We start from the raw sequence: 15,193 nt of genomic DNA, 5'->3' as shown, positions 1-15,193 counted from the left end.
TTTTTATGTCTAAAATAGTGAAGATTAATATAATCTAATCTAATGGCTCTTCTTTTTGGGAATGAATAATGTAATGGTAGTGCCTTTAGTAACTTCACTTTCTATTCTCATATGTCCACCATGTGCCTTGATTAAGGCATCTACTATGCTGAGTCCTAGTCCAGATCCGCCTGTTCTACGATTGCGGTCTTCATTGAGGCGGTAGAAACGATTGGTTAGGTTGGGGATGCTTTCTTTGGCAATACCTCGTCCTTGATCGATTAATGAGAGTGCAATATATTGATTGCGCTGTTCGGATTTAAAAGTAATCGTTGTGTCCTCAAGGGAATACTTTACTGCATTTTCAACCAAAGCTCTAAAAATTTGAGTCATAATTTCTAAATCGATATACAATAGTCCTTCATAATTGAGTTCGGTTTTAAAATGATAGAGTGGATAGAGTCGAATGCATTCCTCTAAACCTTTTCTAAAGAATTCTGAGACGGTAATTTCCTCATATGTGACTTTGATTCTATTGTTCTCAAGTCGTGCCAAAGTTAGTAATTTCTCCACCATATTCTTCATATGGGTTGCTTCAAGCTCAATCGCATCGAGTGATTCCTTTAATAGAGCCTCGTTTCCAGTACCCATCGTCTTTAATAAATCGATATATCCTAAAACGATGGTGAGTGGAATTCGAAGCTCGTGAGAAGCATCGGATACAAATCTCTTTTGATTCTCAAATGACCCCTCTAAATTTTCTAGCATCGTATTTAAACTTTTTATAAGTGTATCGATTTCATCATGACTCTCAGTTGGCGGGATACGATAATTGAGTATTTTATTATCGACACCTTGGGCGATTTTCGAAAGATCAACAAGTGGCTTTAAGGCTTTACGTGTAAAGAACTTCGCAAAAATGGATAAAAATAAAATGCCGATGATGGCAGAGACCAATAGAGCTGAATTTAGACTTAACAGAAAATCTTGATCGAGATCTGGATAGATAAATACCGATGCAAGAAGACTGTACTCTTCGCCAATGTCAATTCTAACCACTGTGTACATAACATCAAAACCCATAACGTCAGATTCTGAGATGAATGGGGATTCACCTCTTGTTGGAACGAGCAGAGAAATGTCCTTGTACTTAATGGTTTCACTTGCATTTAACTTCTTAAATAATTCGAAAGTAAGTATTTCCTTGCCTTGTAAAATATCCTTATTAAAGGAAACATTGAAATCAATATTAGCTGGATTAATCTTAAATTGATCAAGAATCAAAAGATCATAGACATCCTTGTTGAGAGGATAGGACGTTTTCCCGTTGGTATCAAAAAGCGTGACAAGGGTTTTGTAGTTGTCAAAGATATAGTAATCCTCAAGCAATCTAAAAATATGTGGAATCCTATTGTCAGGAGACATAGCAGAGAGTGTGTCTTTCTCTGAATACAAAAGTTCTTGAATCTTAAGCTGTGTGGTCTGTAAATCTTCTCGATTCTTAAAATATAAAAATTGATTGGTCAAAAGTGTAACGAAATACATAGATAAAGATATGAGTATGGTAAAAAGAACCACGTTTGACAGCGTGATTCTAGTGGATAACTTAATTCGTCTAATTCTGTTTTTTATCTGCTTTATTTTATCATCGAACAACGTAGCCACGACCCCTTATGGTTTGTATCAATTTTCGATCGAAATCTCGGTCAATCTTATCTCGTAGATATTTGATATAAACATCGACGATGTTTAAACTACCATAATAGTCATAGCCCCAAACCTTATTCAAAATTTGCTCGCGTGTCAGTACGATTCCTTTATTGATGATTAAATGCTTTAATAAGTCGAACTCGGTTTTAGAAAGCTCAACAAGTTTACCAGAACGTGTAACTTCAAATGTTACAGAGTTGATAAGTAAATCCTCAAACATCATAATTTCGGATGTAGGTGTGGTATTTGCTTTTTTTCGTATATTGGCTCTAATGCGCGCAAGCAACTCTTCAAAAACAAAGGGTTTAGTGACGTAGTCATCTGCACCAGAATCCAAACCACTGATGACATCATTAATATCATCCTTTGCAGTGAGCATGATAATTTTCATATCAGGATTAATTCGCTTTATTGCATTACAGGCAGTTATACCATCTGTTTTGGGCATCATGACATCCATAAGAATTAAGTCATAATGATTAAGTCTGACTTTGTCGAGTGCTTCAGAACCATCATAAGCAAAATCAGTATCATATCCAGCGTATTTCAATTGCAGATCGATAATTCTAGAGATTTTAAGTTCATCTTCTACAATTAGTATTTTTTCCATCTGTCTCTCCTTTTTGTTCATGTCTTAAATATAACAAAATTCGGCAAATCATACAACCGTATGACGCGCCGAATTTTTATTAAGCCACAATCTTGCTTGTGGTAAAATCTGAAGGCCCGATGCCTGAAAATTTTTTTTACAGGGAGTGATCCCTGTTTAAACATCAATTATCTAAATAAAGTTTCATGCTTGATATTCGCTTTTTCAAGTGCTGCAATCACTAAGAATGCTAAAATGGCACCTACAGAAAACTGAACGATATTCCATGGAATACTAAAGATAGGTGCAAGGAATGACCCATACATAACCGCTGAAGCTAAGTAATAGCCAAGAACCATCCATATACCAGATACAATCATACCAACGAGCTGATTCATTGTTACGTGATACTTATTTTTAAGCAGGGTAAGACCACCTGCCAAAACAGGAAATGCAATTAAAACACCTATGAGCTGCACCTTTATTTGACGAATTGCATTTGCTGCACTTTCAAGTGTTGAAAGCTCTTCAACATGATTGGTCACCGTTTCAGCAGATGTGCCAAATAATGTGTAAATGAAACTAGAAAGTGCTGCTACCCAAAGAATAATAATAACACTTGTAAAAGCCTTAGTTCCCTTTTTTGAAACTGCAAAGTAACCGATAATCATCCCCATAACGGTTTTTATAATCAACGTTGGAATGACCCAATGTGCATAGCCGCCTAACAAGTCTGCTAGTGCTGAACCTACACCGGCTGCCACACCACCATATAGCGGACCAAGTAATATCCCAGAGATAAAGATACACATATCTCCCGCATGAATATAACCATTTGTAAAAGGAATGGGTATCTTGATGATCGATGTCGTGATAAAAACAAATGCTGTCATGAGTGCCGTATAAATAAGTACCCTTAAATTCTTGTTCATAAATCCTCCAACCTAAAGTTATAGCTTGCTTACACTACAATGATAATATATAATTGGGTTTATCAATAGATGCAGAAATGAACTAATTAACAAGGTCAGATGGAGGAGATATGTTAGGCGTAGTTATTGATTTTGAAAGTACATCAGAGCCCAAATACATACAACTGTATCATTATCTCAAATCTGAGATAGAAAATGGTAACATTCCACCTTATGAGAAGCTACCTTCCGTTAGAGCGCTGTCTCAAACGCTTAAAGTGAGTAAAGTGACTGTGGAAAATGCTTATAATCAGCTGCAGCTGGAAGGGTATATAGAAAGTCGCGCTAAGAGTGGCTATTTTGTTATGCAGCTAGGCAATCACGATCTAACGACCAAACGGTTATACACAAATAGGTCAACCTCATCTGGTTTTGTAAGGGAAACTTCAAAACCATATAATAGCGATGGCGCAGAGGCGAGTACCTTTAACTTTACGCAATGGCGAAAAGTGGTTAATAGAGTACTGGAATATGATACGGATCAGCTATTATCCTATGGAGATGTTAAAGGCGAACTGATGCTTAGAACTGAAATTGCTAAGTTTGTAAGACATACGCGCGGCGTTTCTTGTGAACCTGAGCAAATCGTCATCGGTGCGGGTATTCAATATTTGTTTGGTCTAATAGCCACTACTTTTAGAACCAATCATGACATCATCGCATTTGAGCACCCAGGCTTTTCAAAGGGAATGTACGTTTTTGAGGATTATGGATACGCGCGCGCAGAGATACCACTTGAAAGAGATGGTATTGATATAAAAGCTTTAGAGGCGTCAAAAGCAAAGGTCGTATATGTTTCGCCGTCGCACCAATACCCAATGGGTGGTGTCATGGGGATTAAGAAAAGGCTTCAATTGTTGGAATGGGCGTCTAAATCAAATGGCTATATTATCGAGGATGATTACGATAGCCTTTTGAGGTATGATGGTATGCCTGTACCAGCTTTACAAGGCTTGCGAGACGGAGAGCACGTTATCTATGTGGGTTCTTTTTCAAAGCTTTTAATACCTGCACTTAGAATCAGTTTTATGGTCATTCCTAGAACGCTTAACGAAGCGTTTAACCAGGTGATTTCAAGATATTCTCAGTCTGTTTCAAAAATTGAACAGTTAGCTTTAGCACGATACATGGCTGAAGGCGCTTTCGAGAGACACATTAGAAGAATAAAGAAAACATATGGAAAGAAAAATCAACGATTACTAGAGACTTTCAAATCAATTAATAGTCAGTGGTTGGCACTTATGGGAAAGGGCTCGGGGCTTCACGTTACTTTGAAGCTCGATAAAAAAGTAAATCGAGATGTGTTTATCAAATCGTGTGAAGCAGTAGGGATACTACTTGAACCAGTTGTTGGTTATAATGACTCTATCGTCGTATTTTCGTATAGTGGTATATTAGACGATCAAATGATGGACGTGGTGAAAACCATGTGTCGAATTGCAGAAGAAAGCGCTCATATCATTAAATCTTAAATCTAAAAGTCCTGAATCAATTTAAGCATCTGCTACTATTGATTCAGGACTTATTTTTTATATTGATTGGTCAGAGTTTATATGATATTGCAATTCATTCCGATCTTATGCTTCTTTGATAAAAGCAGTCAAGATTGCATTTAAGATAACACCTGTTAAAGCAGCAAGGCTTAAACCTGAAAGTGCTACTGCTGTTCCTGGTACAGGTAACGAGATTGCTAAGCTTGGCAGGTACGATGGTGCAAGACCGATGAATAAGATAACGACCATTACCAAGACGTTTTTAAAGTTCATTTTCACGTTGTTATCCTTGATGTTTTTAACCCCGATGAAAGCGATCATTGAGAATAACATGATACTGATGCCGCCCATAACTGAAGTTGGGATAGATTGAAGGGTTGCACCCAATTTGCCGACTAAAGCTAAGATGATTGCGAATACTGCAGTAATTCTTAAGATTGCTGGGTTGTAGTTTTTAGTAATCGCTAAAACGCCAGTGTTTTCACCGTAAGTTGTATTTGCTGGTCCGCCGATAAAGCCTGCGAACATAGTCGCTAAACCATCGCCTAAGAGCGTTCTATTTAAGCCAGGATTTTCAATGAAGTTTTTACCTACAACAGCGCCGTTTGTCGTTACATCGCCTACGTGCTCCATGAATACTGCAAGTACCACTGGTGCGATGATTAAGATTGCTTCAGCTGTAAATTTTGGGAATGTAAATGCTGGAATCGAAAGGTAAGATGCGCTTTGGATACCGGTGAAATCAACTAATCCCATTACAGAAGCGATGAAATATCCTGAAACAACACCGATTAAGATTGCCAATTGTTTGATAAAGCCTTTTCCAAGTAAGTTGATTGAAAGTGCGATGCCAAGCGTTAATACTGCAACAAGATAATTTGATGATGCCATGTTAACTGCAACTGGTACTAAGTTTAAACCAATAACGATAATCATTGGACCGACAACATGTGAAGGTAATATTTTTTTGATATTGCCAACGCCAATTGACTTTACTAAGAAAGATAATAGCACATAAATAAATCCCGCGACTACTATGCCACCTTGCGCATAAGCTAAATCACCGGAATACATATCTCTTACTTGAATAATTAATGGAATAAATGCAAATGAAGAACCTAAGAAAACTGGAACTTTGAATTCTGTACAGAAGTGGAAAATTAACGTACCAACACCAGCGCTGAACAATGCAACTGATGGGTTTAAACCAGTTAGAATTGGAACAAGAACGGTAGCACCGAACATTGCGATAAGGTGTTGAAGACCTAAAACGAAACTTTTAGCATCCTTAAGAGTAGAAATGTTTGCTGCATAGCTGTTTGTAGACATAAAAAAACCTCCCTTTAATACTTTTCATGGGAGAAGATCGCAATCTTCTCTTCTTAGCCTCTCTGGACCAAATTAAAAAGCTTTATTTAATTCTTAAAGATAATAACACATTGAGATTGTAAAATCAATACAATTTTTAATTTATTTTACCCCTTCTTATGGTATGATGTTAGTGTACTGTATACAATATAATGTAATATCGACAGAAAGAGGTGAAGGCATTGGGATTGAAGTACGAGAGAGAATATCAGCTCAATTATTTTGATTTTGATAAAAACTATCAGATAAAACCGACCACATTGATGAACTTTCTTCAAGATATATCGACGAGACATTTTGAAGATGCGACATGTGATGTACCAAGAGAAGATTTACCAGGACTCTGGGTAATTGTAGAATGGGATATAAAGAAGAACGATGTCTCTTTGAAAGCTGGAATGATCAAAGTGGTCACTGAGCCGATTTACTTTAGGAAGTTCATCGCATATAGATGCTATGAAGTATATAATCATGAGAATGAGCTCGTCTTAACGGGCTATAGCAAGTGGGCTTACATAGATCCAGTGCTCAGAAAGCAAGTGAATATTCCTAAGTTTCTCAATGCGCTTTTCCATGTTGAAGCCGATGCAGAGAAACCCGATAAACTTTCTTTTAATGATTTGTCAATGATTGAGCAGCCTTCAGAGAGATGCCTTCAAGCGGTCTATACGGATTTGGATGTCAACAAACACGTTAACAATATTACTTATATCAGATGGGCGATTGATTCCTTGGGAAGCGCATATATGGATGGTCATAGATTTTCAGAACTTAAAGTGGCATTCAAAAAAGAGGTGTTTGAGGATCAACAGATAAAAGTATCGACCAAAATAAAAGAAACCGCCACGGAGACGGTTTCTGAGCATTTGATATGTGATCTTGACGATCAGCTGTTTGTTCAGGTTGCATTTACTTTTATCTAAACCAATCGCTTTGCCCATTTGTTTGAGAGGAGTCTTGGCAAGCCAAAGAAAAGCTTAGCGACTTCTTCTGCATTGACCAGTAGTACCACGTAATAGACAGGTAATTTTAAAACGAATGCACCCAGCAGTGCAAGTGGCACACCTATGAGCCACACACATGAGATTTCCAAAAGCATGGAGTAGAGCGTATCGCCACCACTTCTAAGTGTCCCAATGATGATGATGGTGTTGTAAAATTTAAACGACATGAAAAAGGCGAGAATCTTAAGTGTGTGAATGGTGGTTGCATAACCAGACGCATCAAGCTGATACAGCGTTTTTACCATCCAAGGTGCAGTAAGGTTAATCGCAAATCCAATGACGATGCCACATAGGATACTAAGTGCTAAGAATCGTTTGTTATAATCGATGGCTTTTTCAATTTCGTTAGCGCCTAGCGTGTTACCGAGCATAACAGACGAGGCGTTTCCTAAACCGAATCCAACGACCATGAAGATGCTATTGACGGTATTGGTGATCATAACTGCAGCGACAGCTTCTGTGCTAATACGCGCGTAAACCAGTGCATATACCGTCATACCGAGTGACCAGAAGCCCTCGTTTAAAATAACTGGTAGAGCAGTTTTCCCAACCCGTTTAACGAGCTCGGCACTGATGTTTTTAAAGTCCCTAAATTTAACAGCAAGAACTGGTATACTGCTATAGATACCATATAGGATGATACACAGTTCAACGATTCTAGCGATTAAGGTCGCTGTTGCTGCACCTTTAATGCCCATGGCTTCAAAACCAAAATGCCCAAAGATAAGAGTATAGTTGAGTGCAGTGTTAATCAACAGTGAGATAACGCTTGCGGTCATGGGTAACTTAGGTCTACCAACACTTCTAGATGAAAATCCAAATGCAAAGCTAATCGCAGTAAGGATATAACTAATGCTGACGATTTTAAGATAATCAGTACCCAGTTTTACAACTTCAGTATCCTTTGACATAAGACCGAGGATTTGATTTGGAAAGACAAATCCAGCCAAGAAGAAAAGGGATGACATAAAAATTGCAAATATTAACCCTATGGATAAAACCGATTTGATTTTATCGGTTTCTTTTTTACCCCAAAATTGTGCGATGTAGATGCTAATCCCACTGTTGCCGCCAAAAAGAATCAAGGTCATAATGAAAAAAATCTGATTGGCAAGCCCTGTAGCCGCTATAAAAGTTTCGCCTAACTGCCCAATCATGACGTTATCGACGAGATTGAGAGACGATGAAATCAAGTTTTGAATGACGATCGGTATTGAGATCGTGAATAATAATTTATAGAATTCTTTATTTTTTTTGTAACTTAACGAAACCAAGTTGCCTCCTAAAATAGGTCTGTAAATAGGTTGAGTGATGATATAAATATACTGAGAGTCCACCTATTCTATTATTACCGCAATCCATTAAAAAAGCAATCCTTTCATAAGGATTGCTTAAGCTTATGAAAGGATTGCTTTTACTTCATCAACGGTTAAGAGCTTACCTGTTGATTTTACTTTTTCATCAACGACGAGAGCGGGTGTTTGCATGACGCCGTAGCCTATGATTTTTCCGATATCTTCCACTTTTTCCACGGTTGCTTCTAATCCGAGTTCTGCCACAGCTTGGCGAGCGTGCTTCTCTAATTTTTTACATTTGTCACAGCCAGTTCCCAGTACTTTAATGGTCATAAAATATCCTCCTAAGAATTTCTTTATTTAAGTTCTTCTATAATATAGTAGGTTGATTTGCTAAATGAGCAAATAACCAAATGCATTAAAAATAAAGCCAATTGTTAATATCCCAACGCTGACAATCGCTACAAAAAGTAGTAACAAACGCGTCTGAACCACTTTTTTTAGCAAGATCATGGATGGCAGTGAAAGTGCGGTCACAGCCATCATAAAGGCAAGTGCTGTTCCAATTCCAATGCCTCTTGCAACAAGTGCCTCTGCAATAGGCAATGTGCCAAATATATCTGCATACATTGGAATTCCAACAAGAGTTGCAAGAGGGACAGAATACCATTTATCTTGACCTAGCAAAGCTGTGATCACTGATTCAGGAATGACATTGTGGATTAAAGCACCAATGGATACGCCGATTAAGATATAGAGCCATACCTTGTTGACAATTTCTTTTACTTGTCCAATTGCAAAGTTGTGGCGTTCTTTGCGTGTCATTGCATCGGGTTCAAAATCAGCACCACCTAAACCGTAAACATAAGGTGCAACGTATCTTTCTACTTTCAAGTAGCTGAGAAGCGTACCAGAAACCACTGCGAGTAATATGCCGAACAGGACATAAGCTATAGCGATTCGCCAGTTGAATATACTGGCAAGCAGTAAAACAGAAGCGAGATCCACAAGTGGTGAAGAAATTAAAAATGAAAATGTAACGCCAACTGGTAATCCTGCATTGGTAAATCCAATAAAGAGTGGGATAGAAGAACAAGAGCAAAATGGGGTTACAGTACCTAATAATGCACCTAGAAGGTTCGCTGTAATACCATTGAATCGACCGATAATCTTCTTCGTACGCTCTGGTGGAAAGTAACTTTGTATATAGGAAACAAAGTAAATTAGTACAGCCAGAAGGATCATGATTTTAATCGTATCATAGATGAAGAAATGCAGACTGGAGCCTACTTTTCCATCGAGATTGAGTTTAAAGAGATCACCTAGTAGCCATGTTACTAGGTCGGATAACCAAACCATTTTTAAAATTTGATCATTTAAAAAACTGAAAATAAACATTTAGCCTCCTATTTTAAACTCTGGAATACATTGATTTAAGTATTCTGTTTTAAGAGATAGTCTTTTGAAATCTGTATTTAAAGTTGGGTATTTTTCCAATCCATTTTGAATGTCTTCAAGAATTTGTGTTAACAAAGCAGAATCATTCGTGAGTGAATAATAGACGTATTTTTCAACTCGGGTATCAGAAACGAGATTCAAATCCTTTAGTTTCGCAAGACTTTTAGATACCTTAGGCTGTGGCATTTGTAGGATACCGCTAAATTCACAGACACAAAGTGGCCCGTGCTTCAATAGCATTAAAACTCTTAGTCGTGATTCATCAGATAATAGTTTAAAAAGATTGGTGAGTTCTTGCATATTACCTCCTTTATATTCTCATATGCACATATGGGAATGTGTCCATTTAAATAATAGTCTTCTCATTTAACTTTGTCAATGATTTTTATAAATTAGTTGTCAATTGATAAAAGTATAGATACAATGGAGTTGAACAGAGCACCGCTAAAATTAATTACAAATAAAATAAGAGGTGTATGATGTCGAAAAATAAATTGTTAGTCGTAGACGATGAAATCCATATTTTAGAGCTTTTAAAGTATAATTTAGAAAGTAATGGATTTGAAGTTGTAGAGGCAGAAAATGGTGAAGATGCATTAAGCATTATCAAATCTACAAAAATTAACGGAGTTATATTGGATTTAATGCTTCCAGGAATTGATGGTCTTGAGGTTTTAAGACAAATTAGACAGTCTGAACAGAAGGATTTGCCTGTAATTATGCTGACTGCTAAGAATGAAGAAATAGATGCCGTCATCGGTCTGGAAATGGGTGCAGATGACTATATTGGGAAACCATTTAGAACAAGAGAGTTGATTTCTAGAGTGAAATCTGTTTTAAGACGCGCACAACTTCGAGAAGAGGTTGTAGAGCATACGAACGAAATTCCTGCAGAAGGATTATTTGTCAATTCCGAAACGCATCAGATCTTTAATGATGGTGAAGAATTGTTTTTAACACTTAAGGAGTTTGAACTTTTAGAAAAATTAATAAAATCACCAGGTCGCGTTTTTACAAGAGATGAGCTTCTTGAGTCAATATGGGGCTATGATTATATGGGCGAAACACGTACTGTAGATGTGCATATCAGACAGCTTAGAAAAAAAGTAGAAAAAGATGACCGAAATCCTGAGAAGATCTTAACCGTCAGAGGGATTGGCTATAAATTCAAACCATAAGGAGGCACTATGCGCAAGAAAATAGTCATTTCTTATTTTGCGATTATTATAGTGCTTACCAGTACTTTCGCTCTCATCATGATGAACAGTACTAACAATATGATGACGCTTCAGCTTCAGAATAGATTTGTCAATGAGTGTGATTTGCTTAAGCAGGTGTTTGTTTCAGAGTATCAAAATAAGGGAACTGCTGAGTTTGACTTTAGAAGCTTTGTTAACGATGCCAGTAGAGAGTTAGACACGAGAATTACCATTATCTATGAAGATGGCACAGTGCTAGCGGATACACATGAAGACCCAGCAAGGATGAACAACCATTTAAATCGAGCAGAAGTGATTGACGCAATCAGAACGGATAAAATGGGAACCTCTATCCGTTATAGCAATACGGTAAAAGCCGATTTTCTTTATGTCGCTATACCGGCACATATTGGAAACGAGACTTGGATCATACGTGTCTCAAAGCAGCTCACCGAGATTAAGGACATGAATCAACATATACTAAATGTGGCTGTTGTTTCAATATTAGGAACTGCTGTATTTGCGCTCTTGATGTCAATTTTCGTTTCAAAACGCATTACGAAGCCAATTGATGCGCTAACTGAGACGGCAAATGAAATCGCTAACGGCGAGTTTGGAAGAAAGATTTATATAGAAGCAAATGATCAAATCGGCGAACTGGCTCAGTCCTTTAACAAGATGAGTCAAACCCTTAGTAGCTCTATGAGCGAGCTTAGACAAAGGAATAGTGAACTTGAAGCGATATTAAATAGTATGATTAATGGTATTATCGCAGTAGATCAAAACAAAAACATCATCCTAATTAATAAATTCTGTTTTGATATTTTAGATTTGCCTCAGGACTATGTTGTAGAAAATGAGTCGATGTACAAGATTATTCGAAATGAAGAAATCGCTCAGATGGTAGAATGTGCTATTCTTGAAGGTCAATCACAGATGAAAGAGCTCAACTATGTTCACAACGAGAAGATTTTAAGAATTTATGTTAATCCAATTATAGCAGCAACCAAAGAGATTTTAGGTAGCATCGTGGTTATTCAAGATGTCACACAGATTAGAAAACTCGAGCAAATGAGAAGTGATTTCGTTTCAAACGTTTCGCATGAGCTAAAGACGCCATTAACTTCTATTAGAGGGTTTGTAGACACGCTTAAGAACGGTGCAATTCATCAACCCGAAACAGCAATGCGATTTTTAGATATTATCGATATTGAGTCAGATCGTTTGTATCGTTTAATCAACGACATCTTATTGCTTTCCGAAATTGAAAGCATGGATCGAGAGCCTGAGCAAACGGAGGTTGAGGTTTCTAGTGTCATAGAGGAAGTCGTTGATATTTTGGAACTTAGAGCAAATGAAAAAGGACTTAAACTCATAACTGACATTGAATCAAATCCAATGATTCATGCCAATAGAGATCGGATTAAGCAAATGATGATTAATCTCGTAGACAACGGCATCAAGTACACTGAAAAAGGTGAAGTAAGAGTTAGAGTTGGCGCTCAAGGTTCTTGGGTTGTCATAACCGTATCTGATACAGGCATAGGATTTAATGAAAGCCATAAAGAACGCCTATTTGAAAGATTTTATAGGGTCGATAAAGGACGTTCTCGTTCACAAGGTGGTACGGGCTTGGGACTTTCCATCGTAAAACACATTGTCTTACTTTATAAAGGTAAGATTTCGGTTACGAGCCAACCAGGAAAAGGCACGACGTTTGAAATTTTGATTCCCAATGCAAAGCTATAAATCATGAATTTACATGTTCATAACAGAAGAACACATCTGAAAATAGATGTGTTCTTTTTTTTTATAAAATTAGCATGGAATCTATCTTCTTTTTACACAGACTTAACAAAGCAATTATTTGAGCCTAACATTGCCATGTTAAATTAAGTTTGTAATTAATTTTAGCAACTAAATAGACTATACAACCTAATCTAGTTGTAAATTTGGAGGATTCTTAGTAATGAAAAATTTTAAGATGTTTGGATTATTAATGTTGATAGTAGCTATGGTGTTCACAGCAACAGCATGTGGTAGCTCAAATGAATCAACAACAGTAGCAGCGACTCAAGCAGTATCACAAGGCGAAACACAAGCAACTACAGAAACAGCTAAATTAGAAGGTCAAGTAATTATTGATGGTTCTGGTACAGTTTACCCATTAATGGCACACATCGCAGAAGAATATATGACAAACGTTCAACCGGATGTCAGTGTACAAGTCGGTAGAGCTGGATCAAGTGCAGGATTTAAAAAGTTCATCCCAGGTGAAACTGATTTCTCAGATGCTTCAAGAAAAATTAAAGATGAAGAAGTCGCTCAACTTGAAGAAAAAGGCATGAAAATGGATGAGAACGTTTTAGAAATCCAATTGGCATATGACGGTTTAACAATTGTTATTAACAAAGACAACACTTGGGCAACTGAAATGACGAAAGATGAAATTATCAATATGTTCTTATCCGGAAAATACAAAGAAAACGATGTGGTTCTTTGGTCAGATATCAGAGCAGATTGGCCAGCAGAAGAAATTAAATTCTATGGTCCAAATGAAAACCATGGTACTTATGAATTTTTCGCTGAGAACATTCTTGGTAAAGAGCCAATGGTAACTACAGCAAATCTTCAACAAGAATATTCAACACTTGTAGACTTAGTTTCAAAAGATAAAAATGCAATTGCTTACTTTGGATATGGTTACTATGAAAGCAACAAAGATAAGTTAGTCGCAGTAAAAGTGGATTTTGGTAACGGCCCAGTTGCACCAGATCTTTCAACGATCGGTTCAGACTTAGCGTATGCACCTTTCACAAGATTGGTTTACACTTACCTTAACCTTGACTATGCAAAAGAAAAACCAGAAGTTTTAGACTACGCAAAATATGTTGTATCTAGCGAAGGTGCATCAAGATTAGCAAGTGAAAATGGGTTTGCGCCACTTCCTGAATCAGTATATGCAAATTATCAAGAAATCTTAAACAACCTTAAATAATAAAAGTAGAGAGAAGGTGAAGGGAGATCCCTTCATCTTGTCTCTATGTTAAAGACAAAAATAATCTCTATGAACAAGAAAATGACGAGGGTGAGTCGTCGTTTGAGAAAGAGTGAGGCTATGGAAAAACAGATAACCCCCCAAAACCAAATAAGAAATCAAATAAGAAATCATATCGGCAGAAAAAAGAATAACTCAGATAAATTAATGCCAAGGTTCTTTTTGATTATGGCGAGCGTATCCATTATAACGACAATAGGTATTGTATTGACCTTAATTACAGATGCGTTCCATTTTTTTAGAGAAGTTTCCATTTTTGAATTCTTTAGTACAAAATTAGCACCGCTCAGCGCAAATCCTTCTTTCGGAATTTTGCCACTGATTAACGGTACAGTTCTTTCTTCTCTAATTGCAATGATGGTAGCAATTCCGATTGGATTGACTTCAGCGATGTACTTAAGTGAATTTTCATCTCAGAGAACAAGAAGCTTTATTAAACCAGTTCTTGAAGTTCTTGCGGGGATTCCAACAATTGTATACGGCTTCTTTGCATATTCGTTTGTAACGCCAATTCTGATGAAGCTCATTCCGACACTGGAAGCGAAAAATGTACTTAGTCCAGGTATCGTAATGGGAATCATGATCATTCCTATGGTTGCTTCACTTTCTGAAGATGCTATGAAATCCGTACCAAATGCACTAAGAGAAGGCGCATATGGTCTAGGAAGTACAAAGTTAGAAGTGACAACTAAAGTAGTTCTACCAGCAGCGATGTCAGGGATTATGTCATCATTTGTACTTGCCATCTCAAGAGCAATTGGTGAAACGATGATCGTTGCAATAGCAAGTGGTAGCTCAAAGAACTTCACCTTTGACATTACTCATAGCATGCAGACCATGACAGGGTATATTGTAGAATTTACAAGTGGTGATGCAGGTAGTGGCACAACTGGATACTACAGCTTGTATGCAGTGGGATTAATGCTTTTCATCTTCACTTTCATAATGAACTTAATCGCTCAGTATATTTCCAAACGATTTAGGGAGGAATATTAGATGGATGTAAGAAGTGAAATTCTAAATGATAAGGGAATGAATCCTATGAAATCAAATAACCAAACTCAAATTA

General features: G+C 37.1%; 14 protein-coding genes. 6 read left to right on the top strand and 8 right to left on the bottom strand.

Translation table 11 applies throughout. The features are described 5' to 3' along the window. Positions 1-39 precede the first annotated feature (39 nt). The 3 genes from AC4PID_RS03930 to AC4PID_RS03920 all read right to left on the bottom strand — a co-directional run bounded on the left by AC4PID_RS03930 (position 40) and on the right by AC4PID_RS03920 (position 3,210). Positions 40-1,644 (bottom strand): sensor histidine kinase, encoded by a 1,605-nt coding sequence (locus AC4PID_RS03930; protein ID WP_492134262.1) that lies wholly within the window; start codon positions 1,642-1,644, stop codon positions 40-42. Beyond that, positions 1,625-2,299, bottom strand: a complete 675-nt coding sequence (locus AC4PID_RS03925) for a response regulator transcription factor (protein ID WP_492134261.1) — start codon at positions 2,297-2,299, stop codon at positions 1,625-1,627. Before AC4PID_RS03925 ends, AC4PID_RS03930 begins: the two co-directional genes overlap by 20 nt. 167 nt (positions 2,300-2,466) lie before the next feature. Beyond that, positions 2,467-3,210, bottom strand: a complete 744-nt coding sequence (locus AC4PID_RS03920; protein WP_492134260.1) for an ECF transporter S component — start codon at positions 3,208-3,210, stop codon at positions 2,467-2,469. 110 nt (positions 3,211-3,320) lie between these two features. Between AC4PID_RS03920 and pdxR the strand changes: the two genes are divergently transcribed. Beyond that, positions 3,321-4,721, top strand: a complete 1,401-nt coding sequence (gene pdxR / locus AC4PID_RS03915) for a MocR-like pyridoxine biosynthesis transcription factor PdxR (RefSeq protein WP_492134259.1) — start codon at positions 3,321-3,323, stop codon at positions 4,719-4,721. 105 nt (positions 4,722-4,826) lie between these two features. Here the strand turns inward: pdxR and AC4PID_RS03910 are convergent, their stop codons facing one another. After that, complete coding sequence (locus AC4PID_RS03910; protein ID WP_492134258.1) at positions 4,827-6,071, bottom strand: uracil-xanthine permease family protein; 1,245 nt, start codon at positions 6,069-6,071, stop codon at positions 4,827-4,829. Positions 6,072-6,292: 221 nt separating this feature from the next. On the opposite strand from AC4PID_RS03910, the gene AC4PID_RS03905 reads away from it, so the two are divergent. Further along, entirely contained in the window at positions 6,293-7,033 is a 741-nt protein-coding gene (locus AC4PID_RS03905; protein ID WP_492134257.1) for an acyl-[acyl-carrier-protein] thioesterase, read from the top strand. On the opposite strand, the gene AC4PID_RS03900 is transcribed toward AC4PID_RS03905, so the two are convergent. The 4 genes from AC4PID_RS03900 to AC4PID_RS03885 form a co-directional block, all read right to left on the bottom strand. Continuing rightward, entirely contained in the window at positions 7,030-8,388 is a 1,359-nt protein-coding gene (locus tag AC4PID_RS03900; protein WP_492134256.1) for an MATE family efflux transporter, read from the bottom strand. The genes AC4PID_RS03905 and AC4PID_RS03900 overlap by 4 nt on opposite strands. Before the next feature lie 123 nt (positions 8,389-8,511). After that, on the bottom strand, positions 8,512-8,742 hold the full coding sequence (locus tag AC4PID_RS03895; RefSeq protein WP_492134255.1) for a thioredoxin family protein: 231 nt from the start codon (positions 8,740-8,742) through the stop codon (positions 8,512-8,514). 60 nt (positions 8,743-8,802) lie between these two features. Next, entirely contained in the window at positions 8,803-9,807 is a 1,005-nt protein-coding gene (locus tag AC4PID_RS03890) for a permease (RefSeq protein WP_492134254.1), read from the bottom strand. Then, entirely contained in the window at positions 9,808-10,167 is a 360-nt protein-coding gene (locus AC4PID_RS03885; RefSeq protein ID WP_492134253.1) for an ArsR/SmtB family transcription factor, read from the bottom strand. It lies immediately after the preceding gene. Positions 10,168-10,346: 179 nt separating this feature from the next. Here AC4PID_RS03885 and AC4PID_RS03880 point away from each other — a divergent pair, with 179 nt between their 5' ends. The 4 genes from AC4PID_RS03880 (at position 10,347) to pstC (ending at position 15,120) form a co-directional block, all read left to right on the top strand. Then, positions 10,347-11,045, top strand: a complete 699-nt coding sequence (locus AC4PID_RS03880) for a response regulator transcription factor (RefSeq protein WP_492134252.1) — start codon at positions 10,347-10,349, stop codon at positions 11,043-11,045. Between the two features lie 9 nt (positions 11,046-11,054). After that, positions 11,055-12,815 (top strand): two-component system histidine kinase PnpS, encoded by a 1,761-nt coding sequence (gene pnpS / locus AC4PID_RS03875; protein WP_492134251.1) that lies wholly within the window; start codon positions 11,055-11,057, stop codon positions 12,813-12,815. Between the two features lie 220 nt (positions 12,816-13,035). Further along, on the top strand, positions 13,036-14,064 hold the full coding sequence (locus AC4PID_RS03870) for a PstS family phosphate ABC transporter substrate-binding protein (protein WP_492134250.1): 1,029 nt from the start codon (positions 13,036-13,038) through the stop codon (positions 14,062-14,064). A 120-nt stretch (positions 14,065-14,184) separates the two neighbouring features. Next, the gene (gene pstC, locus AC4PID_RS03865; RefSeq protein WP_492134249.1) at positions 14,185-15,120 is read left to right on the top strand and encodes a phosphate ABC transporter permease subunit PstC; all 936 of its coding nucleotides are present in this window, start codon (positions 14,185-14,187) and stop codon (positions 15,118-15,120) included. Positions 15,121-15,193: the final 73 nt, after the last annotated feature.

The organism is Fusibacter sp. QWL-12 (genome assembly GCF_058683495.1).
The sequence above is the reverse complement of the archived record's forward strand: the minus strand, read 5'-3'. Positions and strand labels throughout refer to the sequence as shown.